29 protein-coding genes are annotated in these 25,112 nt (G+C 66.3%); 17 read left to right on the top strand and 12 right to left on the bottom strand.

What is annotated here, in order from left to right; genetic code table 11:
* The first annotated feature begins 3 nt into the window (after nucleotides 1–3).
* Nucleotides 4–1,347: an acetyl-CoA carboxylase biotin carboxylase subunit gene (gene accC, locus ACH2CY_RS26180; protein WP_395022854.1), complete on the top strand. Its 1,344-nt coding sequence runs from the start codon at nucleotides 4–6 to the stop codon at nucleotides 1,345–1,347.
* On the opposite strand, the gene ACH2CY_RS26175 is transcribed toward accC, so the two are convergent.
* Nucleotides 1,344–2,165 carry a class I SAM-dependent methyltransferase gene (locus ACH2CY_RS26175; RefSeq protein ID WP_395022853.1) on the bottom strand — a complete coding sequence of 274 codons (822 nt, stop codon included), beginning with the start codon at nucleotides 2,163–2,165 and terminating at the stop codon, nucleotides 1,344–1,346. The two genes, accC and ACH2CY_RS26175, sit on opposite strands and share 4 nt — an antisense overlap.
* Nucleotides 2,166–2,402: 237 nt before the next feature.
* Here ACH2CY_RS26175 and aat point away from each other — a divergent pair, with 237 nt between their 5' ends.
* Nucleotides 2,403–3,059: a leucyl/phenylalanyl-tRNA--protein transferase gene (gene aat, locus ACH2CY_RS26170; RefSeq protein WP_395022852.1), complete on the top strand. Its 657-nt coding sequence runs from the start codon at nucleotides 2,403–2,405 to the stop codon at nucleotides 3,057–3,059.
* A gap of 192 nt (nucleotides 3,060–3,251) precedes the next feature.
* On the opposite strand, the gene ACH2CY_RS26165 is transcribed toward aat, so the two are convergent.
* The 5 genes from ACH2CY_RS26165 to ACH2CY_RS26145 all read right to left on the bottom strand — a co-directional run bounded on the left by ACH2CY_RS26165 (nucleotide 3,252) and on the right by ACH2CY_RS26145 (nucleotide 5,498).
* The gene (locus ACH2CY_RS26165) at nucleotides 3,252–3,704 is read right to left on the bottom strand and encodes a DUF2155 domain-containing protein (protein ID WP_395022851.1); all 453 of its coding nucleotides are present in this window, start codon (nucleotides 3,702–3,704) and stop codon (nucleotides 3,252–3,254) included.
* Nucleotides 3,701–3,943 (bottom strand): hypothetical protein, encoded by a 243-nt coding sequence (locus ACH2CY_RS26160; protein ID WP_395022850.1) that lies wholly within the window; start codon nucleotides 3,941–3,943, stop codon nucleotides 3,701–3,703. The genes ACH2CY_RS26165 and ACH2CY_RS26160 overlap by 4 nt, the downstream gene beginning before the upstream one ends.
* A 51-nt stretch (nucleotides 3,944–3,994) precedes the next feature.
* Nucleotides 3,995–4,462 (bottom strand): MlaD family protein, encoded by a 468-nt coding sequence (locus tag ACH2CY_RS26155; RefSeq protein ID WP_395022848.1) that lies wholly within the window; start codon nucleotides 4,460–4,462, stop codon nucleotides 3,995–3,997.
* A gap of 87 nt (nucleotides 4,463–4,549) precedes the next feature.
* Nucleotides 4,550–4,936, bottom strand: a complete 387-nt coding sequence (locus ACH2CY_RS26150; protein WP_395022870.1) for an NADH:ubiquinone oxidoreductase subunit NDUFA12 — start codon at nucleotides 4,934–4,936, stop codon at nucleotides 4,550–4,552.
* 73 nt (nucleotides 4,937–5,009) lie between these two features.
* Complete coding sequence (locus ACH2CY_RS26145; protein ID WP_395022847.1) at nucleotides 5,010–5,498, bottom strand: GNAT family N-acetyltransferase; 489 nt, start codon at nucleotides 5,496–5,498, stop codon at nucleotides 5,010–5,012.
* 110 nt (nucleotides 5,499–5,608) lie between these two features.
* On the opposite strand from ACH2CY_RS26145, the gene ACH2CY_RS26140 reads away from it, so the two are divergent.
* The 3 genes from ACH2CY_RS26140 to ACH2CY_RS26130 all read left to right on the top strand — a co-directional run bounded on the left by ACH2CY_RS26140 (nucleotide 5,609) and on the right by ACH2CY_RS26130 (nucleotide 11,583).
* Nucleotides 5,609–6,454 carry a DMT family transporter gene (locus tag ACH2CY_RS26140; RefSeq protein ID WP_395022845.1) on the top strand — a complete coding sequence of 282 codons (846 nt, stop codon included), beginning with the start codon at nucleotides 5,609–5,611 and terminating at the stop codon, nucleotides 6,452–6,454.
* Nucleotides 6,455–6,763: 309 nt separating this feature from the next.
* Entirely contained in the window at nucleotides 6,764–10,474 is a 3,711-nt protein-coding gene (locus ACH2CY_RS26135) for a vitamin B12-dependent ribonucleotide reductase (RefSeq protein ID WP_395022844.1), read from the top strand.
* Nucleotides 10,475–10,665: 191 nt separating this feature from the next.
* Nucleotides 10,666–11,583: a diacylglycerol/lipid kinase family protein gene (locus tag ACH2CY_RS26130; RefSeq protein ID WP_395022842.1), complete on the top strand. Its 918-nt coding sequence runs from the start codon at nucleotides 10,666–10,668 to the stop codon at nucleotides 11,581–11,583.
* Nucleotides 11,584–11,644: 61 nt separating this feature from the next.
* Here the strand turns inward: ACH2CY_RS26130 and ACH2CY_RS26125 are convergent, their stop codons facing one another.
* Both ACH2CY_RS26125 and ACH2CY_RS26120 read right to left on the bottom strand, forming a co-directional pair.
* Nucleotides 11,645–12,019, bottom strand: a complete 375-nt coding sequence (locus ACH2CY_RS26125; protein ID WP_395022841.1) for a type II toxin-antitoxin system RelE/ParE family toxin — start codon at nucleotides 12,017–12,019, stop codon at nucleotides 11,645–11,647.
* Nucleotides 12,012–12,329 (bottom strand): type II toxin-antitoxin system ParD family antitoxin, encoded by a 318-nt coding sequence (locus ACH2CY_RS26120; RefSeq protein ID WP_395022840.1) that lies wholly within the window; start codon nucleotides 12,327–12,329, stop codon nucleotides 12,012–12,014. Before ACH2CY_RS26120 ends, ACH2CY_RS26125 begins: the two co-directional genes overlap by 8 nt.
* A 120-nt stretch (nucleotides 12,330–12,449) precedes the next feature.
* On the opposite strand from ACH2CY_RS26120, the gene ACH2CY_RS26115 reads away from it, so the two are divergent.
* On the top strand, nucleotides 12,450–13,004 hold the full coding sequence (locus tag ACH2CY_RS26115; RefSeq protein ID WP_395022838.1) for an isochorismatase family protein: 555 nt from the start codon (nucleotides 12,450–12,452) through the stop codon (nucleotides 13,002–13,004).
* Between the two features lie 166 nt (nucleotides 13,005–13,170).
* Complete coding sequence (locus ACH2CY_RS26110) at nucleotides 13,171–13,926, top strand: hypothetical protein (RefSeq protein ID WP_395022837.1); 756 nt, start codon at nucleotides 13,171–13,173, stop codon at nucleotides 13,924–13,926.
* Nucleotides 13,927–14,063: 137 nt separating this feature from the next.
* On the opposite strand, the gene ACH2CY_RS26105 is transcribed toward ACH2CY_RS26110, so the two are convergent.
* Nucleotides 14,064–14,444 (bottom strand): GFA family protein, encoded by a 381-nt coding sequence (locus ACH2CY_RS26105; protein WP_395022835.1) that lies wholly within the window; start codon nucleotides 14,442–14,444, stop codon nucleotides 14,064–14,066.
* 182 nt (nucleotides 14,445–14,626) lie between these two features.
* On the opposite strand from ACH2CY_RS26105, the gene ACH2CY_RS26100 reads away from it, so the two are divergent.
* From ACH2CY_RS26100 to ACH2CY_RS26065, 8 genes are all read left to right on the top strand, one after another.
* A complete protein-coding gene (locus ACH2CY_RS26100; protein WP_395022833.1) occupies nucleotides 14,627–15,460 on the top strand; it encodes a FecR domain-containing protein in 834 nt (277 codons plus the stop codon).
* An 86-nt stretch (nucleotides 15,461–15,546) separates the two neighbouring features.
* Nucleotides 15,547–16,482: an SMP-30/gluconolactonase/LRE family protein gene (locus ACH2CY_RS26095; RefSeq protein ID WP_395022831.1), complete on the top strand. Its 936-nt coding sequence runs from the start codon at nucleotides 15,547–15,549 to the stop codon at nucleotides 16,480–16,482.
* A 7-nt stretch (nucleotides 16,483–16,489) separates the two neighbouring features.
* Nucleotides 16,490–17,020 (top strand): YciI family protein, encoded by a 531-nt coding sequence (locus tag ACH2CY_RS26090; RefSeq protein WP_395022829.1) that lies wholly within the window; start codon nucleotides 16,490–16,492, stop codon nucleotides 17,018–17,020.
* 2 nt (nucleotides 17,021–17,022) lie between these two features.
* Nucleotides 17,023–17,835, top strand: a complete 813-nt coding sequence (locus tag ACH2CY_RS26085) for a putative RNA methyltransferase (RefSeq protein WP_395022827.1) — start codon at nucleotides 17,023–17,025, stop codon at nucleotides 17,833–17,835.
* Nucleotides 17,836–17,932: 97 nt separating this feature from the next.
* The gene (locus tag ACH2CY_RS26080) at nucleotides 17,933–18,727 is read left to right on the top strand and encodes a S1 family peptidase (RefSeq protein ID WP_395022826.1); all 795 of its coding nucleotides are present in this window, start codon (nucleotides 17,933–17,935) and stop codon (nucleotides 18,725–18,727) included.
* A gap of 40 nt (nucleotides 18,728–18,767) precedes the next feature.
* The gene (locus ACH2CY_RS26075) at nucleotides 18,768–19,025 is read left to right on the top strand and encodes a twin-arginine translocase TatA/TatE family subunit (RefSeq protein WP_395022824.1); all 258 of its coding nucleotides are present in this window, start codon (nucleotides 18,768–18,770) and stop codon (nucleotides 19,023–19,025) included.
* Between the two features lie 61 nt (nucleotides 19,026–19,086).
* On the top strand, nucleotides 19,087–19,722 hold the full coding sequence (locus ACH2CY_RS26070; protein ID WP_395022822.1) for a DUF47 domain-containing protein: 636 nt from the start codon (nucleotides 19,087–19,089) through the stop codon (nucleotides 19,720–19,722).
* A 17-nt stretch (nucleotides 19,723–19,739) separates the two neighbouring features.
* Complete coding sequence (locus ACH2CY_RS26065; protein ID WP_395022821.1) at nucleotides 19,740–20,735, top strand: inorganic phosphate transporter; 996 nt, start codon at nucleotides 19,740–19,742, stop codon at nucleotides 20,733–20,735.
* 7 nt (nucleotides 20,736–20,742) lie between these two features.
* On the opposite strand, the gene ACH2CY_RS26060 is transcribed toward ACH2CY_RS26065, so the two are convergent.
* Together ACH2CY_RS26060 and ACH2CY_RS26055 are read right to left on the bottom strand one after the other, a co-directional pair.
* Nucleotides 20,743–20,997: a DUF3303 domain-containing protein gene (locus tag ACH2CY_RS26060; protein WP_395022868.1), complete on the bottom strand. Its 255-nt coding sequence runs from the start codon at nucleotides 20,995–20,997 to the stop codon at nucleotides 20,743–20,745.
* Between the two features lie 32 nt (nucleotides 20,998–21,029).
* Complete coding sequence (locus ACH2CY_RS26055; protein WP_395022820.1) at nucleotides 21,030–21,536, bottom strand: PAS domain-containing protein; 507 nt, start codon at nucleotides 21,534–21,536, stop codon at nucleotides 21,030–21,032.
* Between the two features lie 97 nt (nucleotides 21,537–21,633).
* Here ACH2CY_RS26055 and ACH2CY_RS26050 point away from each other — a divergent pair, with 97 nt between their 5' ends.
* Together ACH2CY_RS26050 and ACH2CY_RS26045 are read left to right on the top strand one after the other, a co-directional pair.
* The gene (locus ACH2CY_RS26050) at nucleotides 21,634–23,181 is read left to right on the top strand and encodes an aldehyde dehydrogenase family protein (RefSeq protein ID WP_395022819.1); all 1,548 of its coding nucleotides are present in this window, start codon (nucleotides 21,634–21,636) and stop codon (nucleotides 23,179–23,181) included.
* Complete coding sequence (locus ACH2CY_RS26045; RefSeq protein ID WP_395022817.1) at nucleotides 23,174–23,926, top strand: copper homeostasis protein CutC; 753 nt, start codon at nucleotides 23,174–23,176, stop codon at nucleotides 23,924–23,926. The genes ACH2CY_RS26050 and ACH2CY_RS26045 overlap by 8 nt, the downstream gene beginning before the upstream one ends.
* 294 nt (nucleotides 23,927–24,220) lie before the next feature.
* On the opposite strand, the gene sucD is transcribed toward ACH2CY_RS26045, so the two are convergent.
* A complete protein-coding gene (sucD, locus tag ACH2CY_RS26040) occupies nucleotides 24,221–25,111 on the bottom strand; it encodes a succinate--CoA ligase subunit alpha (protein ID WP_395022815.1) in 891 nt (296 codons plus the stop codon).
* Between the last annotated feature and the right edge of the window lies 1 nt (nucleotide 25,112).

The raw sequence follows: 25,112 nt of genomic DNA, 5'->3' as shown, positions 1-25,112 counted from the left end.
CGAATGTTCGAAAAGGTCCTGATCGCCAATCGCGGCGAGATCGCGCTTCGCATCCATCGCGCCTGCCGCGAGATGGGCATCCGCACCGTCGCCGTGCATTCCACCGCCGATGCCGAGGCGATGAACGTGCGCCTGGCCGACGAGAGTGTCTGCATCGGGCCGCCGGCCTCGCGCGATTCCTATCTCAACATGGCGGCGATCATCTCCGCCGCCACCATCACCGGCGCCGACGCGATCCATCCCGGCATCGGCTTTCTTTCCGAGAACGCCGCCTTCGCGCAGATGGTCGAGGAGCACGGCATCACCTTCATCGGCCCCTCGCCGGAGCATCTGGTCATCATGGGCGACAAGGTGCAGGCCAAGGACGCGGCCAAGCGTTTCGGCATCCCGGTGGTCCCGGGCTCCGACGGCGAGATCAGCGGCGAGGCGGAAGCCAGGCGCATCGCCGAGGAGACCGGCTATCCGGTGCTGATCAAGGCCGCGGCCGGCGGCGGCGGCAAGGGCATGCGGGTCGCGACCTCCGAAGCCGACCTGATGGCCGCCTATTCGATGGCGCGCACCGAAGCCAAGGCCTCGTTCGGCAACGACGCCGTTTACATGGAGAAGTATCTCTCCCATCCGCGGCATATCGAGATCCAGATCATCGGCGACAGCCACGGCAACGTGGTGCATCTGGGCGAGCGCGATTGCTCCTTGCAGCGCCGCCACCAGAAAGTCCTGGAAGAAGCGCCGTCGCCGGCCTTGAACGCCGCGCAGCGCGCCAAGATCGGCAAGATTGCGGCCGATGCGATGAAGTCGATGGGCTACAAATCCGCCGGCACCATCGAGTTCCTGTTCCAGGACGGCGAGTTCTACTTCATCGAGATGAACACCCGGCTGCAGATCGAGCATCCGGTGACCGAGATGATCACCGGCATCGATCTCGTCCGCGAGCAGATCCGCGTCGCCGCCGGCGCGCCCCTGTCCTTCACGCAAGAGGACGTGGTGATCAACGGCCATGCGATCGAGTGCCGCATCAACGCCGAGGATCCGGAGACCTTCCTGCCCTCGCCCGGCCGCATCACAGACTATCACCCGGCAGGGGGCCTCGGCGTGCGGGTCGATTCCGCGCTCTATTCCGGCTACCGCGTGCCGCCCAACTACGACAGCCTGGTCGCCAAGCTGGTCGTGCATGGCCGCAGCCGCAACGAATGCCTGATGCGCCTGCGCCGCTCCCTGGAAGAGATGGTCGTCGGCGGCATCAAGACCAACACGCCGCTGCACAGCCGCATCATCGCCGCACCCGATTTCATCAACGGCGCCTACGACATCCGCTGGCTGGAAAAGTTCGTCGCCGGCGAGATCTAGGTCTCGGCCACCAGCAGCTCCTCGGCATTCCTCGGCGGGCGCAAACCGTCACTGCGTCCGGCAAAATAGCGCGCCGTGATGTCGTCGGCCGAGACATGCCGCACTTCTCTGAAGCCGCAGGCGCGGGCGAGGTCCAGCATCTCCGCCGGGCGGAAGAAGCTGATGAAGGGCGTGCCCCTTGCCGCGGCGCCTTTCGCGGCGAGTTCCATGGCGGGGCGGAGAGCCGGCTCCGACATTTCGATCGGCAGCAGGAAGGACATGGCGAAGGTCGAGCCCGGCGCCAGCGCCGCGACCTGGCGCAAGGTGGCGGCGATCGCGGCATGCGTGAGATACATGCTGACGCCGGTCGAGGCGACCAAAGCCGGTTTGGCGCTGTCGAAGCCGGCCGCCAGCAAGCCGTCCCACCAGGATTCCCCGGCCTCGAAATCGACCGGCACCAGGCGCAGCCCGTCCCGCACGCCGTAGCCGCATTCGATCAGGCGCTGCCGCTTCCAGACCTGCGGCCCGGCCTGGTCGACCTCGAATATGGTGAGGCGCGATGCGAGCTGCGGCCGGCGTTGCGCGAAGCTGTCGAGGCCGGCGCCGAGGATCACATATTGCGCGACGCCGGCCGCGGCGCGTTCGGCGACCAGGTCCTCGATGAAGCGGGCCCGGCCGACGATCGCGGCGCGGAACGGGGCGATGAATTGCGGGTGCATGTCCGGCCGATTGCGCCAGCCTTCCGGCGGCGCCACCAGCTCCAGCCCGACCAGGTCCTCGAGCACCGGCGGGGCCGCGTCGACTTCGAGATGCAGGGCACGCCAGAGTGCTACCCGCACGGCGGTATCCTCCGGCGCGGCGGCTTGCTGGTCAGTCAGCTGGGTTCTCCCGGATGAAAGCTGCGCTGCGGCTTTTGGATCGAATTTTAGCGACCGCCCGCCATGCTAGCGACTCGTCACATCCCGCTGTCAATCCTGTGTGATTCGGGAAGGAAATCGACTCATTCCGGGTGGCCAGCGGGCGCGCGGCGGTGCTAGCCTTCGGAAACCGAATTGCGTGGACCCCGACCGGAATCAATGTCGAACAGGGCAAAGCCGGCCAAGATCACCGCGGAGATGCTGCTCCGCGCTTACGCAATCGGGATCTTCCCGATGGCCGAGGCACGCAACGATCCCGAGCTCTACTGGATCGATCCCGAGGCGCGCGGCATCATCCCGCTGGATTCCTTCCATGTCTCGCACAGCCTCAGAAAGACCATCCGCAACGGTCCCTTCACCGTCACCTGCGACACCCATTTCGAGGAAGTGATCGAGGCCTGCGCGGCACCGGCACCCGGCCGGCGCCAGACCTGGATCAACCAGACCATCTTCGATCTCTGCTGCCAGCTCTATCGCATGGGCCATGCCCACAGCGTCGAGACCTGGGCCGACGGCAAGCTGGTCGGCGGGCTCTACGGCATCTCGCTCGGCGGCGCCTTCTTCGGCGAAAGCATGTTCTCGACCGCGACCGATGCCAGCAAGGTCGCCTTGGTGCATCTGGTGGCCCGGCTGCGCCAGGGCAATTACGGGCTGCTCGACACCCAGTTCGTCACCAAGCATCTCTCCGGCTTCGGCGCGCTGGAGATCCCGCGCGAGGATTATCGCAAGCGCCTGACCTCGGCCCTGGCGCGGCAGGCGCATTTCTCGATCGACATGGATCCGGAAGCGCTCGACGCGCTGATCGGGAAGAAGTAGCAGCGCGTTCTCGCTGGTCCCGCCTCAAGCTGCGGCAAGCCCCTCACCCCAACCCTCTCCCTACGGGCGAGGGGGCGCATCAGAGCGCCCGCAGTCACCCAATCAGAATGGCTGCTGCGACAGCGTTCCCTCTCCCGTAGGGAGAGGGACAGGGTGAGGGCCTTGAAGCTGCGTGAGACCTATCCGGCAGTGCTACTGCGGCGCGGGTTCCGCCGGCGCTGCGGGCTGGGCCGGCGCGGCGTCGGGATTGGCGGCCGGGGGCTCGCCGGTGCTGCCGTCGGCGTTCACGCAGTCGAGCACGGTCAGGTCGTAGACCGGGTGCTCCAGGGCCGAGAGCGCCGGGCTGGAGGCGAACATCCAGCCCTTGAAGCGCTCGACCGGCTTCTCGTCCGGCTTCACCTCGACCACTTCGAGGAAGGCGGAGGCTTCCGGCGCTTCCTCCGGCGGGTGCTTGTCGCAGGCCCGCGCGGTGATTTGCAGCGCGCCGAAGGTGACGGTGCCGCCGACCGGGACCTTGATCTCGGAGACGCGGGCGGTGATCTTGTCCAGGCCCTGCAGCAGGACGGTGTCCATGGGAATCGCGGCAGCCGGAGAGGACAGCAGCGCCAGCGTCGCCGCCGCGAGAGAGATCCGGGTCAGACTCATTTCGGCTTTCGGTAGGGGTTCTTCAGGCCTTCGAGCATGTCGTTGAACACGGCGCGGATCTGCGCCTCGTCGCAACCCATCAAGACCGCGTCTTCCAGGGCGTCCTGGGCGAGACCGCGAATCTCCTCGATGTTCTGATTGAGGACTTTGATCTTTTCAAGGCAGGAGACCGGCTTGCCGTCCGGCTGCTTCCAGGTCGGGGGGGAAAACTCTTTGCCGTCGGTGTCGCTGGTCGCCATGGCTCTTATGTTAGCAGCCGTCGGGGCTCCGACAAGAGCCCGGGAAATCCCCTATTGGACCTGGTCTTCGCTCTTCTTGTCGCCGCCGGACAGCGCCATGCCGATCAGCTTGTTGAGGCTGAGCGCGCCGGTGGCATAGCGGAAGGTATCGCCGTCCTTCAGGAAATCGGAGCCGCCGCCGAGCTGCAGGTTGACGTAAGGATTCCCGAGCAGGCCGTCCTGATCGACATTGGCGGCGGTCTCGGTGTCGAGCTGGACGTCGCCGGCGATGTCGAGGGTGATCACCGCCTGGAAGTTCTTGGCATCGAATTCCTGCTTCACCACGGTGCCTACCTTGACGCCGGCGGCGCGCACGTCGGTGCCCGGGGTGATCGAGCCGCCCTGGTCGAGGCGCATGATCAGGTGATAGCCGTTGCTCGCCTGCTTCACGCCCGAAGCGTTGTAGACGATGAATAGGAAGGCCGCCGCGGCCAGCAGCACCACGGCGCCCATCACGGTTTCCAGCACATTGCGCTGCATCTCGATCGCTCTCCCCATCAAGAGCGCGCCGCCTCACCCCGGATCGGCGCTGCTCGTCTCATCTGGTCTAAATCAGGCCCCTTGGACTCAAGCCGGCGTCCAGGGCTCATAATCGCCGGTCGCCTTGGCGCGGTGCCCGCCCATCAAGGTATGGCCCGGCGGCAGATAGGCCTGGCCGGTGCCGGTCAGGTTCGGAATATGCGGCTTCTGCCAGGCCTTCGGCGCGGTGCCCTGCACCGGCGGCTCGGCCAGGTTCGAATGCAGCCAGGCATGCCACTCCGGCGGAACCTTGCTCGCCTCGGGGGCGCCCTTGTACATGACCCAGCGGCGCTCCCGCTTCTCGCCCTTGGTGCGGCGGTCGATGTAGTAGCGGTTGCCGAAGGCATCCGTCCCGACCAGTGCGCCGTGCAGACGGGTGAAAAGCCAAGTGCCGAACGACATGGGACTCCGAAAGGTTGAGAACCGGCCTGAAATCGGCCGCACTATAGCCAGCGGCACCCTCTGAAGCAAGGCAGCCGGAACCCGGCCGAACCGGCCCAACTGCCCGTCATTCCAGGGATTTTTCCATCACCAGATAGGTCGGAGCGGCGAATCCCGGATGGGCCCGGCGGTCGGTTTCGCGGTAGCCCAGGGACTGGAACAGGGCGATGTTCCCGCCGAGCGCGATCCGCACCTGGACCGCGCAGATCCGGTGACCGCGGGCGCGGACGAAGCCCTCCCCCGCCTGCATCAGCCGCCGCGCCAAGCCCTGGCGCCGGAGGCTCGGATCGACCGCGAGGCGGCCCAGATAACCCATGGGATAGCCGTGCCCGTCTTTCTCCTCGGCGATGATGCAGCCGACCGGCCGGCCGTCTTGTAGCGCCAGGAAGCCGCCGCCGCCGGCCAGCTTCTGCGCGATCAACTCCGGCGTTTCCACGAAGACACTCGATTCCGGCTGGAGCACGCCGCGATATTCAGCGAAGGCCCGGCGCATGACGTCGAGCAGCACGGCCGCTTCGCCGGGCGCGGCGGGGCGGATGACGATCGTTTCCGGCATCGCTGGACAGTAGCGGAACCGGCTTGCGATAGTCAGCCGCCTTTCCGGAGGGAATCCTGAGCACCGAACATCCCAGCGACCCGAGGCGGCGCTATGCGATCGGCCTCGCCATGGTCCTGTGCAGCGCCGCATTCTTCGGGCTGATCACCACCTTCTCGAGACTCGCCTATGACGCGGGCGCTAACCCGTTGACCGTGGTCGAGACCCGGACCGCGGCCTTCGTCCTGGTGTTCGGCGCTTTCCAACTCATCACCGGCCGCGGCCTCGGGCTGCCGCAGCGCAACTGGATCGCGACCCTGCCGATGTCCGTCGGCATCATGGCGATGTCGATCGGCTATCTCGCCTCGGTCTTCTTCATCAAGGTCAGTCTCGCGGTGGTGCTGTTCTACAGCTTCCCGCTGATCGTCGGCGTGATGGCGACGATCAGCGGCCGGGAACGCTTCGCTTTGCCCAAGGCTTTGGCCCTGCTGATCGCCTTCGGCGGCTTGATGATGGCGATCGGGCTCGAAAGCGAGAGCGTCGATTGGCGTGGCGTCGCCCTGGTGATGCTGGGCGCCCTGGGGGTTGCCTGCAATCTCACCTTCACCGGACCCTATTTCGCGGGAGTCGACGGCCTGACCGTCAATGTCTGGAACAATTTCTGGGGGGCGCTGGCGCTCGGCGCCTATCTGCTGCTCTCCGACAGCCTCGCCTGGCCCAGCACGGGCACCGGCTGGGCGGCCCTCGGCGGGGTCGCCACCTGCTACGTTTTGGGGCTGCCGCTCATGTTTGGCGCCTTGAAATACCTGCCGCCGAGCCAGACCGCGGTCATGTTCAACCTGGAACCCGTGGTCTCGATCATCGTCGCCAGCTTGCTGCTCGGCGAGGTGACGCAGCCGCTGCAATGGTTGGGCGTCGCTATCATGTTGGGCGCGCTGTGCTTTTCCGCTCTTCGCGGTGCGAAATCGGAAAGCTAATCGGCCTTTTTCGCGGCTTTTCCTGACAGCAGATTCAGCGACGCGGCTGTTTACGCGGGGGAGCACAATATCTAGGGGCGTCAACATCAAAGATCGCCAAATCTAGAAATTTCTCCGTTGCACCCCGGCGTAACCCGGACGCAATATCTGGCGGTGGGCGCCGGCTGGGTCACCAGTAATAGCGCGCCGCATCAACCCCTTCGATCACTTTGCTGAAGCGATTTCTGCAGAGGGAGGGGGATTCTCTTCGGGGCTAGCGGTTAACCACCGTTTCGAACACGTGACCACGAGTGCAGCAGGGGTCTGAACATGCGCATTGAACGCCGTTTCACCAAAGCCGATCAGTCGCCTTACGCGGAGATCAAGTTCCAGGAATTGACCAGCGAGATCCGGAATCCGGATGGCTCGGTGGTGTTCAAGCTGGACGGAATCCGGGTGCCTGCCGACTGGTCGCAGGTGGCGAGCGACGTTCTCGCACAGAAGTATTTCCGCAAGGCCGGAGTCCCGACGTGTCTGCGTCCGGTCGTTGAAGCCGACGTGCCGGAATGGCTGTGGCGCAAGGAGGCCGATCGCGAGGCGCTGATCAAGCTGCCGGCGAACGAGCGCACCACCGGCGAGAAGAGCGCCGAGGAAGTGTTCGATCGCCTGGCCGGCACCTGGACCTATTGGGGCTGGAAGGGCGGCTATTTCGATTCCGAGGCCGACGCGAAAGCCTTCTTCGACGAGATGCGCTACATGCTGGCTAAGCAGATGGCCGCGCCGAATTCGCCGCAGTGGTTTAACACCGGCCTGCACTGGGCCTACGGCATCGACGGTCCGAGCCAGGGCCACTACTACGTCGACTTCAAGACCGCGCAGCTCACCGCCTCGGCTTCGGCTTATGAGCATCCGCAGCCGCATGCCTGCTTCATCCAGTCGGTCTCCGACGATCTGGTCAACGAAGGCGGCATCATGGACCTCTGGGTCCGCGAGGCGCGGCTCTTCAAATACGGCTCCGGCACCGGCTCCAATTTCTCCAAGCTGCGCGGCGACGGCGAGCGTCTCTCCGGCGGCGGCCGTTCCTCGGGCCTGATGTCGTTCCTGAAGATCGGCGACCGTGCTGCGGGTGCGATCAAGTCGGGCGGCACCACCCGCCGCGCCGCGAAGATGGTGACGGTCGATCTCGACCATCCGGATATCGAGACCTACATCAACTGGAAGGTCACCGAGGAGCAGAAGGTGGCCGCCATGGTCTCCGGCTCCGCGCTCTGCAACCTGCATCTCAACCGCGTGATGCAGGCTGCCCATGCCGGCGAAGGCGAAGGCCGCTTCGATCCGAAGCAGAATCCGGCGCTCAAAGCCGCGATCCGCGAAGCGCGCAAGGCCACCGTCTCGGAGAACTACATCCAGCGCGTCATCCATTTCGCCGAGCAGGGCTATCGCCAGATCGAGTTCAAGACCTATGACACCGACTGGGACAGCGAGGCCTATCTCACCGTCTCCGGCCAGAATTCCAACAACTCGGTCCGCGTCTCCAACGACTTCGTGCAAGCGGTCGTCAATGACGGCGACTGGAACCTGATCCGCCGCACCGACGGCAAGGTCCACAAGACGCTGAAGGCCCGCGACCTCTGGGAGAAGATCGGCTTCGCCGCCTGGGCCTCCGCGGATCCGGGAGTCCAGTTCGACACCACGATCAACGAATGGCACACCTGCCCGGAATCCGGCCGCATCAACGCCAGCAATCCGTGCTCGGAATACATGTTCCTGGACGACACGGCCTGCAACCTGGCCTCCATGAACCTGATGACGTTCAAGGATGAGGCGGGGTTCGACATCGCGGCCTATGAGCATGCCACCCGGCTCTGGACCGTCGTCCTCGAGATCTCGGTCTTGATGGCGCAGTTCCCGTCCAAGGAAATCGCGCAGCTCTCCTATGAATTCCGGACGCTGGGCCTCGGCTACGCGAACATCGGCGGCCTGCTGATGGAGATGGGCATCGGCTATGACAGCGACCAGGGCCGCGCGCTGACCGCGGCGCTCACCGCGATCATGACCGGCGTCTCCTACGCGACCTCGGCGGAGATGGCGGGCGAGCTCGGCGCCTTCCCGAGCTACAAGCAGAACAGCGCGTATATGCTGCGCGTCATCCGCAACCACCGCCGCGCCGCTTACGGCGAGACCGCAGGCTACGAAGGCCTCTCGGTCCTGCCGGTGCCGCTCGACGCCGCGAACTGCCCCGACCAACGCCTGATCGAAGCCTCGAAGCGCGCCTGGGATCGCGCCCTGGAGCTGGGTGAAGCCCACGGCTATCGCAATGCGCAGGCGACCGTGATCGCGCCGACCGGCACGATCGGCCTGGTCATGGATTGCGACACCACCGGCATCGAGCCCGACTTCGCGCTGGTGAAGTACAAGAAGCTCGCCGGCGGCGGCTATTTCAAGATCATCAACCGCACCGTTCCCGATGCGCTGAAGACGCTGGGCTACGCGGCCGGCGAGATCGAGGAGATGGTGCGCTACGTGGTCGGCCACGCCACGCTCCGCGGCGCGCCCGGCATCAACCACCAGACCCTGAAGGCCAAGGGCTTCACCGACGTCGCCCTCGACGCGGTCGAGAAGGCCGTCGCCACCGCTTTCGACATCCGCTTCATCTTCAACAAATACACGCTCGGCGAAGGCTTCTGCCGCGACGCGCTGGGCTTCACCGAGGCCGAGCTCAACGAGCCGACCTTCGACATGCTGAGCGTGCTCGGCTTCAGCAAGGCCGATTACGAAGCCGCCAACACCTTTGCCTGCGGCGCGATGACCCTCGAAGGTGCCCCGTTCCTGAAGGACGAGCACCTGCCGGTGTTCGACTGCGCCAATCCCTGCGGCAAGATCGGCAAGCGCTACCTCTCGGTGGAGAGCCATATCCGCATCATGGCGGCGGCGCAGAGCTTCATCTCCGGCGCCATCTCCAAGACCATCAACATGCCGAACCGCTCGAGCGTCGAGGCCTGCAAGGACGCCTATATGCTGTCCTGGCGGCTTGGCGTGAAGGCCAACGCGCTCTATCGCGACGGCTCGAAGCTCTCGCAGCCCCTCGCCTCCTCGGTGCTGGGCGACGAGGACGCGGTCGAGGATGTGATCGAAGCCAATCCCGCCGCCCGCGCGCCCATGGTCGCCGAGCGGATCGTCGAGCGGGTGATCGAGCGCGTCATCGAGAAGGTCGTGGAGAAGGATCGCGAGCGTCTCCCCGAGCGCCGCAAGGGCTATACCCAGAAGGCGATCGTCGGCGGCCATAAGGTCTATATCCGCACCGGCGAATACGAGAACGGCAAGCTGGGCGAGATCTTCATCGACATGCACAAGGAAGGCGCCGCCTTCCGCTCGCTGATGAACAACTTCGCGATCGCGATCTCGATCGGCCTGCAATACGGCGTGCCGCTCGAGGAGTATGTCGAGGCCTTCACCTTCACCCGCTTCGAGCCGAACGGCATCGTCGAGGGCAACGACGTGATCAAGATGGCGACCTCGATCCTGGACTACATCTTCCGGGAGCTTGCGGTCTCCTATCTCGGCCGCAACGACCTCGCCCATGTGAAGCCGGACGATCTCGACTTCGACGCCATGGGCTCGGGCGAGCGCGAGACCGCCGCCCGCGAGGCGGTGAAGGCCGATCGCGGCCTGGAAGTGGTGAAGAAGATCGCCTCGACCGGCTATGTCCGCTCGAACCTGGTGCTGTTCAAGAACGTCGGCAACACGGCGCTCGCCCAGGAGCATCACGAGCACCACGAAGCGGTGGTGATGGAGCGGAACGGCGCCCCGGCCTCGGCCGGCGTCGCGATCGCGGTCGAAGCCTCGATCACCTCAGCGGAGAGCGCCATCATCGGCCAGACCGTGGCCAAGGCGGTCGATGACCGCATGGCGAAGATCCGCGAAGCCCGGGTCAAGGGCTACGAGGGCGACTCCTGCGGCGAATGCGGCAACTTCACCCTGGTGCGCAACGGCACCTGCATGAAGTGCAACACCTGCGGTTCCACGAGCGGCTGCAGCTAAGACCCCTAAGTCCTTAGTCGAAGGCCCCAGCATCGGGCTCCCGGAGCAATCCGGGGGCCCGATGTGTTTCTGGGGCAGCGGCGCCCTTCAAGAGCAGTTCGGTGGGCTGATTTCCGGCGTGACGCCCATAGCCCTTTGCGCCAAGATTGTTTCTTTGCGCAACCCGAAGGAACTCGACCATCAATTCGACCATGCAGCAGCTTGAACGATCGCCGAGCGCGTCCCCTGCCTTTGAGGCGGGGACCTGCCGGGCTTTCGTCATCCACAACCCGATCTCCGGTCGCCGCGGCGGCAGGCTGCGCAAGGTGCTGGCGCAGCTGGAGGAGATGGGCTGCCGGTTCGTCGTGCAGCACACAACGCATCGCGGCCATGCGCGGGAACTGGCCGCGCAGGTCTCGGCATCCGAGTATGACAGAATTGTCGTCTCCGGCGGCGACGGCACGATCAACGAGGTGTTCAACGGCTTGAACCCCCAGTCGCCGCCGGTCGCGATCGTTCCGCGCGGGACGGCCAATGTACTCGCCGCCGAAATCGGCCTCGGCCTCAACGCCGGCGAGATCGCGCGGACCATCGTCCATGGCGAGCCGCGCCGGGTCAGCCTGGGCGACATCAACGGCCACAAGTTCCTGCTGATGGCCGGAGTCGGTTTCGATGCGCAAGTGGTGGCGACGGTGTCGTCCCGGCTGAAGCGCGCGATCGGCAAGGGCGCCTATGTGCTCGCCAGCCTGCAGCAGATGATCCGCGGCAACTTCCCGCGCTTCCAGTTGCGGGTCGACGGCGTTCCCTGCGAGGCGGCTTCCGTGGTGATCGCCAACGCCCATTACTATGGCGGCAAGTTCGTCTGCGCCCCGGCGGCGCGGCTGGAGAGCGCCGACCTGCAGGTCTGCCTGTTCGGGCATGGCAGCCGCTTCTTCGTCGCCGTCTACGGCTTGGCGCTGATGCTCGGCTTCCTGCCCAAGGCGCCCGGCTATCGCATCCTCACCGCGACGCGGGTCGAGATCCTGCAGCCGGACGGCGCGGAGATTCAATGCGACGGCGACTTCATCGGCCATACCCCGGCCGTGGCGACCGTGACCCCGCAAGCGGCCCGCCTGGTGTTTCCGCGGTAGTATTCGAGCATCGGGCTCCCGGGCCGATCCGGGGGGTGTGTGTTTTAGTGAACGCTTGGAGTCACCCAAGTCTGTCGTGGGGCAGGTTCCGGACGACGCGGTCCAGCAACATGCTGTCGTGTACGAAGCCGAGGATATCCACCACGTTATCGGCGCCGATGCGGAACAGCATATAATGCCGCGGTTCCGCCACTCGGCCGAACTCCGCCGGCACGCGGTTGCGACTATGCTCGACGTGATAAACGCCGATCTCGATACCTCGCGTGCGATGCCAACGGACGGTCGGCTGATCCGGCGCATCGGCAACATTCTGCATGGCTTCGAACAGGAGCGCGTTGTAGCGCTCCCGCGCCTGAGAGCCGAAATTGCTCTCGCTCCAGTCCAAAATTTCGTCGAGCTCCGCGGCGGCCGAGCCCGAGAGTCTGAATTCACCCACGCTTGGCTTTCGGGGCGCGACCGCGCTCCGCGGCGCGCTCGGCAGCGCGGGCATTGAACCGCTGCATCAGTTTCCCCGCTTCCTCCGGCCCTCGGACATGGGCGAAGTCGCCGCGCGCGATGGCCGCCGAACCCCGCGCCGCCACCTTCTCGATGACGGCGATGTTGGCGCGCTGGATGAGAAGATCCTCTTCATAGCGCCGCAGCGCTTCACGCACCACCTCGCTCGCATTCTGATGCCGACCTTCGGCGACCTGATCGTCGATGAAGTCGCTGAGACGCGGGGTGAGGCTGAAGTTGCGACCGGCCATGATCCACTCCTGGGGTTGAGTATCAAATTTTGATACCTGGGACGCAGTTGTCAAGACGCTGCTAAGATCCTGCCCTGAACCGGGCTTTCCCCAGGTCTGGATTGGAGGGAAGATGGCGCCATGACCACGCTTCCCAATCGCCCGAACGCGGCGCTGCTGGTCATCGACATGCAGATCGCGGTCGTGGCCAAGGCGCATGCGCGCGACGCCGTGGTCGCGAATATCGCCGCGCTGGTCGAGCGGGCGCGGGCTGAGCGCGTGCCGGTCGTGTGGGTGCAGGACATGGAAGTCGACGGCGGCAAAGGCAGTGCCGGCTGGCCGCTGGTGCCGGAGCTCAAGCCGCGCGACGGCGAGCCGCTGGTCGAGAAGGCCTACGGCGACTCGTTCGAGGACACCCGACTCGCGACCGTGCTCGCGGGGCTCGGGGTCGGGCGGCTGGTGGTGGCCGGGGCGCAGACCGATCAGTGCATCCGCTGCACCATCCACGGCGCCTGCGCCCGGGGCTATGACGTCATCCTGGTGAGCGACGCTCATACCACCGAGGACCAGGCGGCTTGGGGCGCGCCGCCGCCCGAACAGGTGATCGCCCATACCAATCTCTATTGGGCCCACCACACGGCGCCGGGGCGGAAGGCCGGGACGGCCAAGACCGCGGACGTGGATTTCGACGCCTGAACTGTTACCGGCCGGTTGCGGCAAGGCCCGGGCGGAAGGGCATTTCAGGACATTCAGCTTCAGACCGCCTTCTGGAAGAATTTTAACTATATTTTCCCTGCCCAGCCCCTGCATACCTGGATAGGCTTTTGTCGACGCGTGGTGAATTCGTTTTCAGGGGCGGATGATGAAAATGCGTTTGGCTTTTGCCGTGGCCGGCCTGGCCTTCGGCGCTCTTCTCGGGTCCGCGGTCGCGCAGGCGGCGACCTATGACCTGGCGGCGGATTTCAACGGCGCCAACGGCCCCGGGAGCCCCTGGTCGATCACCTATTCCGGCGGCACCCTGCCGAGCCAGGCCGCCGTGGGCAGCAACGGCAACCACCTGGAGCCGGCCTTTACCGGGCCCTACTTCGGCACCGGCACCAACCTCAACGCCGACAACCCGTTCGCCTTCCTGGCGGGCAGGGACGGTTCGCAAGCCGGTCTCACCGATGGGGACTTCCTGACCGGCGACGTCGTCATCCACACGCCCAACGACGGCAGCGACCTTAAGATTGCCTGGACCGCGCCGTCAGCGGGCATCATCGACAACCTGGTCTTCGATGTCTGGTACGCGCATTCCAGCGTCCCGCGCTCGAACGACGTGGATTTCAACCTGGGGGCCAGCGCCTTCAGCTGGGTGACCTCGACGGTGCTGAACTCCAACCGCCCGGGCGCCGGCGGGATCACCGGCGGCCCGGTCGCGGTCAATGCCGGCGACCTGCTGACCCTGACCTTCGCCAAGACCGCCGGCCAGACTTTCGGATCGTTGACCGGGCTCAACCTGTCGTTCGATTTCACCGCCAGCGCGGTGACCCCGATCCCGGCGACGCTGCCGCTGTTCGTCAGCGCGCTGGCCGGTCTCGGCTGGTTCGCGCGCCGCCGGCGACAACCGGCCGCCTGACGGTTCAGACTTCGCTCTCAGGGGAAAGACCGCCGCACGCGGTCTTTTCTTTTTGTGGCGGGTTCAGAAGAACCGGTCGTTCAGGAACTGCGTGGATCTCCAGAACAGCCCGCGCGTTCTGCGGCTCATGCCGTCCCTCAGTGACCCGCGACCGGCAGCGATCGCCCGTCGATGATCTTCACCGCCAGCGCCAGCGTGTCCAGCCCCTCGACGCAGCCCAGATTGACGCGATAGCCGTCCTTCCCGTTCTCGCCGTCGGCGATGTAGGCGAAGATTCCGCAATGCCTGCAGAAGTAATTGCCGAGGACCTGCTCGTTCCAGAGATAGCAGCCGAGGTCCGAAGGGTTGCCGTGCGGCGTGAAATCCGCGGCCGGGATGTAGCGCGGGCTGAGCCAGGCGGCGCGGCGGATGCAGAGCGAGCAGTCGCAGCGCGCGGCGGTGGTGATCGCCGGACTCCTGAACGAGAAGCGGACCCGGCCGCAATGGCAGCTGGCCTGATAGTCGATCTTGGCTTCCATGCCGCACCTCCCGCTTGAGGTTCCGGCCGGAGAGACGCCAGCGTCAAGCCGGCTCTCCAACCCGCCGCTGCGCGCGGGCATTTATTGTTCAGAGCGCGGAATATCCTCCTGGATCGCTCGTTCTCCCGGAGTTCTCCGGCACCGGGAGGGGACCCGTGCGCAAATGGTTCGCATACTTGGTTATGACGGGCCTGCTCGGCTGCCCGGCGCCGGCGGCTGCGGTTGAGACACCGGTCGCGGCGATGGAGCAGGTCCAGCGCTCGGTCTACGGCACGCCGCCGCAGCAGAACCAGGCCGTCAAGCGCCTGGGCGACCATGTGGTCTTCTCGGAATCACTGGAGACCTTGACCGAGAGCCGGGCCCTGGTCCGCTTCATCGACGGCTCGGGCCTGGCGCTGGGCGCGAGCACCAAGGTCCTGGTCGATGCCTTCGTGTTCGACCCCGGCACGCTCCAAGGCAATGCGGTCATCGACATCACGGTCGGGACCCTGCGCTTCGCCACCGGCGCCATGCCCAAGGGCGGCACCGTGATCAAGACGCCGGTCGCAACCATGACCCTGCGCGGCACCGATGTCACCGTGCATGTCCATCCCAGCGGGCAGACCGAAGTCCTGGTGCATGAGGGCCTGGTCGAATCCCAGAACAACTTCACCGGCGCGACCACCACCTTGGCGCCGGGCCAGGGCCTGGTCGATACCGAGCTCGGCAGCACCGAGTTCCTCGGCGATCTGCAGCAGTTCGGCTTGAACGAGGCGATCCCCGCAGTCAGCCTCGCCGAGGCCGCGGCCATGTTCGAGGACATCACCACCGCCGCCGGCCCTGACGGGTCGAGCGGCGATTCCAGCGACGGTTCGGGCGGCTCCACCGGCGGCGGCAGCAAGGGCGGCGGCAAGGGCAAGGGCGGCGGCAATGGCGCCGGCGGCGGCGGCGGCGGAAACAGCGGTGGCGGCGGCGGCGGCAACGGGGGTGGCGGCGGCAACGGCGGCGGGAAGGGCGGCGGCAAAGGGAATAAGTGATCCCGCTGCGGCGGATCGGCAAACTATGCAGCTCGGCACCGGGCCGTTAGGATCGCGGCCGGTTGTCCGTATCCAAGAGCCCGCCCATGCCCGCCCCCACGGTCCTCGCCGCCAATCTGCAATTCCCGGAAGGTCCGGTCGTCGACCAGGACGGCGCGATCATCCTGGTGGAGATCGAGCGCCGGACGATCACCCGGGTGAAGGACGGCAAGACTTCCATCCTGGCGACACTCGACGGTGGGCCGAACGGGCTGGCCTGGGGGCCCGACGGCGCTCTCTATGTCTGCAACAACGGCGGCTTCCTGTTCACCAAGGCGCCGGACGGCGGCAACCGGGTGCGGCCGGGGACGCCGGAAGGCTATGTCGGCGGCTGGATCGAGCGTTTCGATCCGCAAGGCGCCAATGGGATCCTGGAGCGCCGCATCCTCTACAGCCGCTGCGGCGAGCATAACCTGGTCGGGCCCAACGACCTGGTGTTCGACTCAGAGGGCGGCTTCTACTTCACCGATTACGGCAAGTTCTTCCCGCGCCACCGCGTCAACGGCGGGCTCTACTATGCGCTGGCCGACGGCTCGCAGATCGTCGAGGTCGCCTATCCGCTGATCACGCCCAACGGCGTCGGCCTCTCGCCCGACGGCAGGACGGCCTATGTCGCGGAGACCGAGACCGGCCGGCTCTGGGCCTTCGACCTCGAAGCGCCCGGCAAGGCGAAGCGCGATCCCAAGAGCTTTGCACCGCATGGCGGCCGGATCCTCTACGGCGCCGGCGGCTATCAGCGCTTCGACAGCCTCGCGGTCGAGGCCGGCGGCAACATCTGCATCGCCACCATCGTCTCCGGCTGCATCACCGTCGTCAGCCCCGAGGGCAAGCTGGTCGAGCAGGTGCCGACCGGCGACGTCGTCACCACCAACATCTGCTTCGGCGGCGCGGACCGGAAGACGGCCATCATCACCTGCTCGAGCGGCGGCACGCTGATTGCGATGCCCTGGGCGCGGCCCGGCCTCAAGCTCGCTTACGGCTGAGGCAGGCATGGACTTCCTGTTCTATTGCCGCGACAAGCCGAACGTAAGCGCACTGCTCGAGCGCCATGTCGAGGCGCATTGGTCCTACATGGACGGCTATGCGGAGCGGCTGCTGACGCGCGGGCCGAGCCTGAGCGACGACGGCGAGGTGCATACCGGCAGCCTGCATATCGTGCGCCTCGACGACCGCGCCGAGGCCGAGGCCTTCGCCTATCAGGAACCGTTCTACCGCGCCGGCGTCTACGGCGAGGTGATGATCCGGCGCTGGCATGACCGGCTCGGCCGCGGCATGCGCGACTTCAAGCCGGCCAACGACGACCCGCTGTTCCTGGTGCTCGGCCACGCCGCGGCGACCCCCGATCTCGCGACCCGGCTCGGCGACCGCGCCGCGGTCTATGGCGGCACGCTCACGCTCGACGGCACGGAGCAGGCCGGCTTCGCCGCGATCCTGCAGGCACCCTCGCGCGATGCCGTCGCCGCCCTGCTCGGCGGGACGCAAGCGGAGATCCACCGCTGGCGCATCGGCGGCCGGCACTGAAGGTGTTGTCGAAGTTCGATCTCTTGCGCTGCCCAGTCTGCCGCGCCGATCTCACGCTGGTCGAGCGGACCTTGCGCTGCCCGCAGCGGCACAGTTTCGATCTGGCCCGCGCCGGCTATGTCAACCTGCTGACCGGCCACGGCGCGGCGCCGGCCGAGGGCGGCGACGACGCACGGCAGCTCCAGCGCCGCGACGCCTTCCTGGCCAAGGGCCATTTCGATCGCGTCACCGACGCGATCCGCGCCGTGCTGCCGCCGGGCGGCGGTGCGATCCTCGACGCCGGCTGCGGCACCGCCTATCACCTGCAGCGGCTCGCGACCGGCGACCATCCCTGCGCCGGCATCGATGTCTCGAAGGAAGCCTGCGCTTTTGCCGCCAAGCGCTATCCCAAGTCCGGCTTCGCCGTCGCCGACATCTGGCGCGACTGGCCGGTGCGCGACGCTTGCGCGGATCTCGTGCTCAGCATCTTCGCGCCGAGGAATTTCGTGGAAGCGGCGCGGGTGCTGCGGCCGGGCGGCATTCTTGCTGTCGCCTATCCCGGGCCCGACCATCTGATCGAGCTCCGCCGGGAATTCGACCTGATCGACCAGGGCGAAGCCAAGACCGAGACCTATGCCGCGGGGATCGCCGCGGCGACCGCCGCCCCTCGCCACCAGCGCCTGCGCGCCGCAGCGCGGCTCGACGCCCCGGGGATCGCCAACGTCATCCTGATGGGGCCGAACGCCCGCCATGCCCGGCTCGAGGCATTGCCGCCGGAAGCCACGCGCGATGTCAGCTTCGACATCGAGCTGCTGATCGCGCGCAAGCCGGCCTGAGCCTGCATCCGCGGTTACTTCCCCCCGCCAACCGCCTGCACTAAACTCCGCTTCCGAATTGCCACTGCTTCGCATTGCCACTGGGGACCGACCCTCGATGTCCACGCCTGAGCGGACCACCCGGATCCGAACGCCCGCCACAGCCTTTGCCGCGTCTCTCGCCGTCCTGCTGCTGGTCGCCGCCGCGGCGTCGCCGGCCGGCGCCATCATCAACGGCAAGCCGATGACCGGTAGCGAGGACTATGCCCATGCCGTGGTTGGGGTCGTGCCATACGACGAGTACGATCACCCCGGGGCCTGCACCGGAATCCTGATCGCGCCGCGCGCCGTGCTGACGGCGGCACATTGCGTCTCCGGCGAGGATGTCAAGCACGTCGACGTCGTGTTCGCCCTGACGCTCGCCGCCCCGCAGAAGGTGATGACCACCAAGGCGGTTATCCACCCGAACTACAAGTCCAACGGACACAAATTCTCGATCGGTGACATCGCCATCATCTTCCTTGCCCAGCATGATTATCCCACGGTGATCATCCCCCTGGATTCCAGCGAGGACTTCACCGACGGCCAGCAATTCGTGTTCGCCGGCTACGGACGCAGCATCGCCCACCGCTCGCGCTCGATCGGCACGGCGCGCAAGGCCTCGATCGCAGCCACCGGCGAAAACACATCGCAGACGGTGATCCTGAAGCCGCTGGCGGCTGCCTGGATCTGCGACGGCGATTCCGGCGGCCCGATCATGCGCAAGGACATGAGCGGCCGCTACTTCTTGACCGGGATCATGAACGCCGTTCCGCCCGGGCCGGTCGGCGAATGCCTGTTCGAGAATTCCATCATGGCCCCGGTTCACTACTACCGCGACTGGATCGCCGAGACGCTGGCGAAGGGCGGCTGAGCGCCGCCGAGCACCGGTCAGTTCGAGGAGCGCCGACGCTATGGGCAAGTTCAGTATCTGGCATCTCCTGATCGCACTAGCGGCCGTGCTGGTGCTGTTCGGCGGTCGGGGGAAGATTTCCAGGATCATGGCCGACTTCGCTCAGGGCATCGAAGCTTTCAGGCAGGGTCTGCAAAACATGGACGATCCGGCGCGACGGCCGCCGCGTCGCGGCCTTTCGCCCGGCCTGCTCCTGATGGCGGTCGCGGCGCTGGCAATCACCATCGCGGCCACTGTAAAAACCCTGCAACAGAACTGACACAAACCCCGATTTGCGGCTATGCTGCGCCCAAGACGTGCAGGAGACCGGGGGACGCACCATGGTGCTGAGGCTGTTTCGCAAGCTGATGCCGCGCGACGAACGCTTTGTCGAGCGGTTCTGTCGCCATTCCGCGATCGTGGTCCAGGGCGCGGAGGAATTCCGCAAGATTCTCAGCGGCACCGACTACGAGGCGCATTGCCAGGAACTGTTCCGCCTGGAAGACGCAGCGGACGACATCACCAAGGAAACGGTGCATGCCGTGCACCGGAGCTTCATCACCCCCTTCGACCGCTCCGAGGTGCTGGAGCTGATCTCGACCCTCGATGACGTGATCGACATCATGAAGGATGCCGCCAAGCGCATGGGGCTCTACAAGGTCGCGTTCACGCCGGAGATGATCGGCATGGCGGACTGTGCGATCCGCGCCTCGACCGCGATCCGCGACGCGATGCCGGCACTCAATGCCATCGGCCGCAACGAAGCGGTCTTCGCCGCGATGCAGCAGAAGGTCCGCGCCGCCGAGAGCGAGGCCGACGAGCTTTTGCAGCGCGGCCTGAAGACCCTGTTCGCCGGATCCGATTCCGCCGGCGACAAGCTGATCGGAGAGCGGGTCTATGAGCTGATCGAGGCCGTGGTCGATCGCTGCGAGGACGTGACCGACGTCATCGCCGGCATCGTCGTCGAGCACGTCTGAAGCCCGGGTCTGCGCGCATGATCTCCATGCACCTCCTGGTCGGGCTGATCGTCATCGCGCTCGCCTTCGATTTCCTGAACGGCCTGCACGACGCCGCGAACTCGATCGCCACCGTGGTCTCGACCCGGGTGCTGTCGCCGGTCTTCGCGGTGTTCTGGGCCGCCTTCTTCAACTTCATCGCCTTCCTGGTGTTCGGCCTGCACGTCGCCGACACCATGGGCAAGGGCATCATCGAGGCCAACATCGTCGATGCCCAGGTGATCTTCGGCGCGCTGGTCGGCGCCATTTTCTGGAACGTGCTGACCTGGATCTACGGCATCCCGTCCTCGAGCAGCCACGCGCTGATCGGCGGGCTGGTCGGCGCCGGGATCGCCAAGGCGGGATTCGGCGCAGTGATCTGGAGCGGGCTCGGCACGGTCGCGCTGTTCATCGTGCTGTCGCCGCTGATCGGGCTCTGCCTCGCCGGCGTTCTGGTGATCCTGTCGTCCTGGGCCTCGGTACGCGCGACGCCCTTCGTCGCGGACCGCCGCTTCCGGGTGCTGCAGTTCATCTCGTCCTCGCTGTTCAGTCTCGGCCATGGCGGGAACGACGCGCAGAAGACCATGGGCATCATCGCGATCCTGCTCTATTCGCAGGGCCATATGCCGGAGGGATTCCATGTCCCGTTCTGGGTGGTGATCACCTGCCAGGCGGCGATGGGACTGGGGACGCTCGCCGGCGGCTGGCGGATCGTGAAGACGGTGGGCTCGAAGATCACCGACCTGAAACCCATCCAAGGCTTCTGCGCCGAGACCGGCGGGGCCATGGCGCTGTTCGGCGCGACCTGGCTCGGGATTCCCGTCTCCACCACACATACCATCATCGGCGCGGTGGTGGGCGTCGGCGCGATGCGCCGGACCTCCGCCGTGCGCTGGGGCACCGCCAGCAACATCGTCGTCGCCTGGGTGGTCACCCTGCCCGCGGCCGCCCTGGTCGGCGGCATCTTCTACGAGATCGCCGCGCTGTTCGGCTGAGGTTGCACTAAGCCAGCGCCGCCGCGGTTTCCTTGCCGGGGGTGACCGGCAGGATCTCGAACTCGACCAGGTCGGCCCATTCCGCGACCCAGCGCTGCAGCAGGGTCACGTCGTCGCATTCCATCACCTGGAAGCAGCGGCCGAGATCGGCGGTGACCCAGCTGGCGACGAAAGTGAGCCCGTCGGGCATGAGCCGGCCCTTTTCCCGGAACCTTGCATAGACCGCCTTGGCGTTCTGGTTGCGGAATTGCTCGATCACCATGAACTGCAACGCTCTCTCCCCCTTAGCGCCTCTCAGCGGACCACCAAGGACGCGGCCCCGCGCGCCTTGAAGCCGTAAGTATAGGCGTAAACCAGGATGATCCCGACCGTCTCGCCGTCCCGGGTCAACGGCAGGTAGACGGTATCCTCCCGCTCCTCCCAGCCGTCCGGCGTCAGGTAGGGCTCGCAGAAGCAGAACGGCCGCCGCTCCCGGGCCACATATTCATAGGCCGCCAGCGCCTCCTCGGCGCTGCCGGCATAGAAGGCCTCGGCCACCGAAAGGCCGGTCGGGTCCCGGCCGCGCCCCGCCACCTCATGGGTCCCAACCAGGCGATAGATGAAGCGCCGCGTGTCGTGGACCACGTCCACCAGCATCATGGCGGGCAAATAGGGCTTCAGATCGGCGGGCTCGATATCGCTGCGGGTGGGCATGCGGCGGCCGGCCGCCCGTTGCCGCCAGTAATCGTAAACGGTGCGGACGCTGTCATGGCTGGCGGCGATCCGCCGCTCGACCTCGTCCTCGGTCACTCCTTCATACATGCGACGATCCGGGCATGCGGCGATCCGGGGCTTTCTTTAGGACCTCAAAATCGGCTAGAGAACCGCTCAAACGCGCTTTTCAAAGGATACAACGCCCATGGCCGCCCAAATGACCGCCCCGAAAATCCATGCCGAAACCGATGCCCTGCTGCAGAGCCTGGGCATCGCCCGCGAGCACTATACCGGCGGTAGCATGGCCGTCCACTCGCCGATCACCGGCGAGGAAATCGCCAAGGTTCCGGTCGCCACCCCGGCCGAGGCCAAGCAGGCCGTCGAGGCGAGCCACCAGGCCTTCCTGGCCTGGCGCGAGGTCCCGGCCCCGAAACGCGGCGAGCTGGTCCGCCTGCTCGGCGAGGAGCTCCGCGCCCATAAGCACGCCCTCGGCCGCCTGGTCTCGATCGAGGTCGGCAAGATCGAGAGCGAGGGCCTGGGCGAGGTCCAGGAGATGATCGACATCTGCGACTATGCGGTCGGCCTGTCGCGCCAGATCTTCGGCCTCACCATCGCGACCGAGCGCCCGAACCACCGGATGATGGAAACCTGGCACCCGTTGGGTGTCACCGGCATCATCACCGCCTTCAACTTCCCGGTGGCGGTCTGGTCCTGGAACTCGGCGGTCGCGCTGATCTGCGGCAACAGCTGCATCTGGAAGCCGTCGGAGAAGACGCCGCTGACCGCGATCGCCACCACCGCCCTGTTCGAGCGCGCCGTCGCCCGCTTCACCGAGGCCGGCAACAGCGCGCCCGCCAATCTCATGAGCCTGCTGGTCGGCGACCGCGCGGTCGGCGAGATCCTGGTCGATCACCCGAAGGTCGCGATCCTCTCCGCCACGGGCTCGACGGCGATGGGCAAGGCGGTGGCGCCGAAGCTCGCCGCGCGTTTTGCCCGCGCGATCCTGGAATTGGGCGGCAACAACGCCGGCATCGTCTGCCCCTCGGCCGATCTCGATCTCACCTTGCGCGGCGTCGCCTTCGCCGCCATGGGCACCGCCGGCCAGCGCTGCACCACCTTGCGCCGCCTGTTCGTGCATTCGAGCGTCTATGACAAGCTGGTGCCGCGGCTGATCAAGGCCTATGGCTCGGTCACCATCGGCAACCCGCTCCAAGCGGGAACGCTGATCGGCCCGCTGATCGACGAGCGCGCCTATCAGGGGATGGAGCGCGCCTTGAACGACGCCAAGGCCGCCGGCGGCAAGGTGCATGGCGGTGGCCGCGCCGCTTCCGACACCTTCCCCGATGCCTATTACGTGCATCCGGCGCTGGTCGAGATGCCGAAGCAGACCGGCCCGGTCGAGCAGGAGACCTTCGCGCCGATCCTCTATGTGATGAAGTACGACGACTTCGACGCGGTGCTCGCCTTGCATAACGGCGTGCCGCAGGGCCTCTCCTCCTCGATCTTCACCAGGGATCTCGGCGAGGCCGAGCGGTTCCTGTCCGCGGCGGGTTCGGATTGCGGCATCGCCAACGTCAACATCGGGCCTTCCGGTGCGGAAATCGGCGGCGCTTTCGGCGGCGAGAAGGAAACCGGCGGCGGCCGCGAGGCCGGCTCGGATTCCTGGAAGGCCTATATGCGCCGAGCGACCAACACCATCAACTACGGCAAGCAGCTCCCGCTGGCCCAGGGCGTGAAGTTCGACGTTGAGTAAGGCGCCACTGTTCGAGATCTGCGTCGAAGGCGTGGATGGCGCCGTCGCCGCCCAGGAAGGCGGCGGCGACCGCATCGAGCTCTGCGCCAGCCTGCTGGAAGGCGGGCTCACGCCGAGCTTCGGGACGATTCGCGCGGCATTGAAGCTCTGCTGGAAGCCGATCCATGTGATCCTGCGCCCGCGCGGCGGCGATTTCCTCTATTCCGATGCCGAGTTCGCCAGCATGCTGGACGACGCGCGGGAGATCGCGCGGATGAACGCCGCCGGCATCGTCATCGGCTGCCTGACCGAAGACGGCCGGATCGACGAAGCGCGCATGAAGGCGCTGATCGCGGCGGCGCAGCCTTTGAGCGTCACCTGCCACCGCGCCTTCGACATGACGCGCGATCCGGAAGAAGCGCTGGAGGCACTGATCCGCTGCGGCATCCATCGCGTGCTGACCAGCGGCCAGAAATCGACGGCCGTCGAGGCGATTCCGCTGCTGAAGAAGCTCAACCAGCAGGCCGCCGGGCGGATCATCATCATGGCCTGCGGCGAGCTGGCGCCGGACAACGTCGCGCAGGTCGTGCGCGAGACCGGCGGCACGGAGTTTCACTTCGCCGCTTTGAAGCCCATCCCGAGCGGCATGCACTACCGCAATCCGTCGGTCGGCATGGGCGGTACCGAGCTTGACCGCGAATACACCAACACCGTGACCGATCCGGATCTGGTGCGCGCCACGATCGCGGCGGCCCACGGCGCATAGCGCCGCCGCTCACTCGGTCGTCATCCCAAGCCTTGGGCTTGGGATCCACGAGTTTGCCACCGCCGCACCGCACTGACCCATCGAAACTCGTGGATGCCAAGGCCAAGCCTTGGCATGACGAGCCTTTGTGGATCGAGCAGCGAGCAGACCGTCCGGCTTCCAGCTCAACTCAACAGCTGTGCGTCAAGCTCGGGCATGACGCGTTTGAAAATGTGGGCATAAAAAGAGCCCCGCCCCGGTTCCCGCGCTCTGGAGATTGCGGGACCGGAACGGGGCGTCAGCGAGCGTAGCCCCCTACGCCGCCTTCCTGAGGACCGCTTGCACGGTCGAACCGATTTCCGCCGGCGTCGGCGAGATGGCGACACCGACCTCGCGGAGGATTTCCACCTTCTCGTTGGCGCTCTCGCCGAAGGCCGAGATGATCGCGCCGGCATGACCCATCTTGCGGCCCTTCGGCGCCGACAAACCGGCGATATAGGCGATCACCGGCTTGGACATGTGGGTGCGGACATATTCCGCCGCCTCGGCTTCCTGCGGGCCGCCGATCTCGCCGATCATCACCACCGCATGGGTTTCCGGATCCTTCTCGAACAGCTCGAGGATGTCGCGGAACGAGCTGCCGTTGATCGGGTCGCCGCCGATGCCGACGCTGGTGGAGACGCCGATGCCCAGCTCCTTCATCTGCGCCGCAGCCTCGTAGCCGAGCGTGCCGGAACGGCCGACAATGCCGACGTTGCCCGGCTGGTAGATATGCCCCGGCATGATGCCGAGCAGCGCTTTCCCCGGGCTGATCACACCGGCGCAGTTCGGGCCGACCAGGGTCATGCGATGCTCGGCGCGATAGCGGCGCATGTAGCGCTTCACCTGGATCATGTCCTGGGAGGGAATGCCGTCGGTGATGGAGACGCAGAGCCGGATGCCGGCATCGGCCGCTTCCATGATGGAATCAGCGGCGAACGGCGGCGGCACGAAGACGATCGAAGCGGTAGCTCCCGTCTTCTCCACCGCTTCCTTGACGGTGTTGAAGACCGGCACGCCCTGCTCGCTATGGCCCCCCTTGCCGGGCGTCACGCCACCGACGACGTTGGTGCCGTATTCCTTCATCTCCTTGGTGTGGAAGCTGCCGATGCGGCCGGTGATGCCTTGAACGATCACCGGCGTGTTGCGATCCAAGAGTACGGTCATG

The organism is Dongia sp., assembly GCF_041905885.1.
Classification (GTDB): Bacteria; Pseudomonadota; Alphaproteobacteria; order Dongiales; family Dongiaceae; genus Dongia.
This window is presented reverse-complemented; position numbering and strand designations above follow the sequence as displayed.

Bases quoted from the DNA above. Each gene is read 5' to 3' on its own strand.
- accC (WP_395022854.1), top strand. From the start codon at position 4: ATGTTCGAAAAGGTCCTGATCGCCAATCGCGGCGAGATCGCGCTTCGC.
- ACH2CY_RS26075 (WP_395022824.1), top strand. From the start codon at position 18,768: ATGGGCAAGTTCAGTATCTGGCATCTCCTGATCGCACTAGCGGCCGTG.
- ACH2CY_RS26070 (WP_395022822.1), top strand. From the start codon at position 19,087: ATGGTGCTGAGGCTGTTTCGCAAGCTGATGCCGCGCGACGAACGCTTT.
- ACH2CY_RS26090 (WP_395022829.1), top strand. From the start codon at position 16,490: ATGGACTTCCTGTTCTATTGCCGCGACAAGCCGAACGTAAGCGCACTG.
- ACH2CY_RS26115 (WP_395022838.1), top strand. From the start codon at position 12,450: ATGACCACGCTTCCCAATCGCCCGAACGCGGCGCTGCTGGTCATCGAC.
- ACH2CY_RS26130 (WP_395022842.1), top strand. From the start codon at position 10,666: ATGCAGCAGCTTGAACGATCGCCGAGCGCGTCCCCTGCCTTTGAGGCG.
- ACH2CY_RS26080 (WP_395022826.1), top strand. From the start codon at position 17,933: ATGTCCACGCCTGAGCGGACCACCCGGATCCGAACGCCCGCCACAGCC.
- ACH2CY_RS26165 (WP_395022851.1), bottom strand. From the start codon at position 3,704: ATGAGTCTGACCCGGATCTCTCTCGCGGCGGCGACGCTGGCGCTGCTG.
- ACH2CY_RS26095 (WP_395022831.1), top strand. From the start codon at position 15,547: ATGCCCGCCCCCACGGTCCTCGCCGCCAATCTGCAATTCCCGGAAGGT.
- ACH2CY_RS26160 (WP_395022850.1), bottom strand. From the start codon at position 3,943: ATGGCGACCAGCGACACCGACGGCAAAGAGTTTTCCCCCCCGACCTGG.
- sucD (WP_395022815.1), bottom strand. From the start codon at position 25,111: ATGACCGTACTCTTGGATCGCAACACGCCGGTGATCGTTCAAGGCATC.
- ACH2CY_RS26110 (WP_395022837.1), top strand. From the start codon at position 13,171: ATGAAAATGCGTTTGGCTTTTGCCGTGGCCGGCCTGGCCTTCGGCGCT.
- ACH2CY_RS26060 (WP_395022868.1), bottom strand. From the start codon at position 20,997: ATGGTGATCGAGCAATTCCGCAACCAGAACGCCAAGGCGGTCTATGCA.
- ACH2CY_RS26145 (WP_395022847.1), bottom strand. From the start codon at position 5,498: ATGCCGGAAACGATCGTCATCCGCCCCGCCGCGCCCGGCGAAGCGGCC.
- ACH2CY_RS26055 (WP_395022820.1), bottom strand. From the start codon at position 21,536: ATGTATGAAGGAGTGACCGAGGACGAGGTCGAGCGGCGGATCGCCGCC.
- ACH2CY_RS26135 (WP_395022844.1), top strand. From the start codon at position 6,764: ATGCGCATTGAACGCCGTTTCACCAAAGCCGATCAGTCGCCTTACGCG.
- ACH2CY_RS26120 (WP_395022840.1), bottom strand. From the start codon at position 12,329: ATGGCCGGTCGCAACTTCAGCCTCACCCCGCGTCTCAGCGACTTCATC.
- ACH2CY_RS26065 (WP_395022821.1), top strand. From the start codon at position 19,740: ATGATCTCCATGCACCTCCTGGTCGGGCTGATCGTCATCGCGCTCGCC.
- ACH2CY_RS26155 (WP_395022848.1), bottom strand. From the start codon at position 4,462: ATGCAGCGCAATGTGCTGGAAACCGTGATGGGCGCCGTGGTGCTGCTG.
- aat (WP_395022852.1), top strand. From the start codon at position 2,403: ATGTCGAACAGGGCAAAGCCGGCCAAGATCACCGCGGAGATGCTGCTC.
- ACH2CY_RS26140 (WP_395022845.1), top strand. From the start codon at position 5,609: ATGGTCCTGTGCAGCGCCGCATTCTTCGGGCTGATCACCACCTTCTCG.
- ACH2CY_RS26100 (WP_395022833.1), top strand. From the start codon at position 14,627: ATGACGGGCCTGCTCGGCTGCCCGGCGCCGGCGGCTGCGGTTGAGACA.
- ACH2CY_RS26105 (WP_395022835.1), bottom strand. From the start codon at position 14,444: ATGGAAGCCAAGATCGACTATCAGGCCAGCTGCCATTGCGGCCGGGTC.
- ACH2CY_RS26050 (WP_395022819.1), top strand. From the start codon at position 21,634: ATGGCCGCCCAAATGACCGCCCCGAAAATCCATGCCGAAACCGATGCC.